Below are 1,210 nucleotides of genomic sequence, written 5' to 3'. Positions count from 1 at the left end.
TTCCTTTTATGTTTGGTGGCGATAGCGAAGAGGTCACACCCGTTCCCATTCCGAACACGGCAGTTAAGCTCTTCAGCGCCGATGGTAGTTGGGGGTTTCCCCCTGTGAGAGTAGGACGCCGCCAAGCAGTTATATATGGAGGATTAGCTCAGCTGGGAGAGCATCTGCCTTACAAGCAGAGGGTCGGCGGTTCGATCCCGTCATCCTCCACCATTTTTACACTTGCCGGTGTAGCTCAACTGGTAGAGCAACTGACTTGTAATCAGTAGGTTGGGGGTTCAAGTCCTCTTGCCGGCACCATTTTCATACAAGCTTGATATAGCATATATAAATAGTTTATATGAGCCATTAGCTCAGTTGGTAGAGCATCTGACTTTTAATCAGAGGGTCGAAGGTTCGAATCCTTCATGGCTCACCATTTTATTGTGCGGGTGTGGCGGAATTGGCAGACGCACCAGACTTAGGATCTGGCGCCGCAAGGCGTGGGGGTTCAAGTCCCTTCACCCGCATGTTCGCGGAAGTAGTTCAGTGGTAGAATACAACCTTGCCAAGGTTGGGGTCGCGGGTTCGAATCCCGTCTTCCGCTCCACTATTTATTTATGCCGGGGTGGCGGAACTGGCAGACGCACAGGACTTAAAATCCTGCGGTAGGTGACTACCGTACCGGTTCGATTCCGGTCCTCGGCACCATCTTCATCTTAATATGCGCCCGTAGCTCAATTGGATAGAGCATCTGACTACGAATCAGAAGGTTGTAGGTTCGACTCCCGCCGGGCGCACCATATTTTTTCGGGAAGTAGCTCAGCTTGGTAGAGCACTTGGTTTGGGACCAAGGGGTCGCAGGTTCGAATCCTGTCTTCCCGACCATGATTTTTTTGGGGCCTTAGCTCAGCTGGGAGAGCGCCTGCCTTGCACGCAGGAGGTCAGCGGTTCGATCCCGCTAGGCTCCACCAAAAAAACTTGACAAGCCAATTCGGCTTTGATATGATAAGAAAGTTGATTCTTTAAGAAGAGTCAAATTGCTCTTTGAAAACTGAACAAAACAAAGCGCCAACGTTAAATTTTAAGTGAGCACACACTATCAAAAAAGCAAATGAGCAAGTCAAACATTTCTTCGGAGAGTTTGATCCTGGCTCAGGACGAACGCTGGCGGCGTGCCTAATACATGCAAGTCGAGCGAATCGACGGGAGCTTGCTCCCTGAGATTAGC

At 50.2% G+C, this 1,210-nt stretch carries 9 tRNA genes and 2 rRNA genes; all 11 read left to right on the top strand.

From position 1 onward, the window contains the following. Positions 1 to 11: 11 nt before the first annotated feature. Positions 12 to 127, top strand: a 5S ribosomal RNA gene (gene rrf / locus N0M92_RS29145). A 10-nt stretch (positions 128 to 137) separates the two neighbouring features. Then, a tRNA-Val gene (locus N0M92_RS29140) sits at positions 138 to 213 on the top strand. Positions 214 to 224: 11 nt separating this feature from the next. Further along, positions 225 to 300 (top strand) — tRNA-Thr (locus tag N0M92_RS29135). A 42-nt stretch (positions 301 to 342) separates the two neighbouring features. Then, positions 343 to 418 (top strand) — tRNA-Lys (locus N0M92_RS29130). A 9-nt stretch (positions 419 to 427) separates the two neighbouring features. Then, positions 428 to 509: transfer RNA gene (locus N0M92_RS29125), tRNA-Leu, on the top strand. Between the two features lie 5 nt (positions 510 to 514). Beyond that, positions 515 to 589: transfer RNA gene (locus N0M92_RS29120), tRNA-Gly, on the top strand. Between the two features lie 12 nt (positions 590 to 601). Then, a tRNA-Leu gene (locus N0M92_RS29115) sits at positions 602 to 690 on the top strand. A gap of 15 nt (positions 691 to 705) precedes the next feature. Beyond that, positions 706 to 782, top strand: a tRNA-Arg gene (locus tag N0M92_RS29110). Positions 783 to 790: 8 nt separating this feature from the next. Next, positions 791 to 867, top strand: a tRNA-Pro gene (locus N0M92_RS29105). Positions 868 to 877: 10 nt separating this feature from the next. Continuing rightward, a tRNA-Ala gene (locus N0M92_RS29100) sits at positions 878 to 953 on the top strand. Between the two features lie 158 nt (positions 954 to 1,111). Beyond that, positions 1,112 to 1,210 (top strand): 16S ribosomal RNA (locus tag N0M92_RS29095); the annotation flags it as partial.

Origin of the sequence: Peribacillus aracenensis (assembly GCF_025175645.1) — a bacterium.
Taxonomy (GTDB): domain Bacteria; phylum Bacillota; class Bacilli; order Bacillales; family DSM-1321; genus Peribacillus; species Peribacillus aracenensis.
Note: the sequence above shows the minus strand (reverse complement) of the source record. Positions and strands in the feature narration are given on the sequence as shown.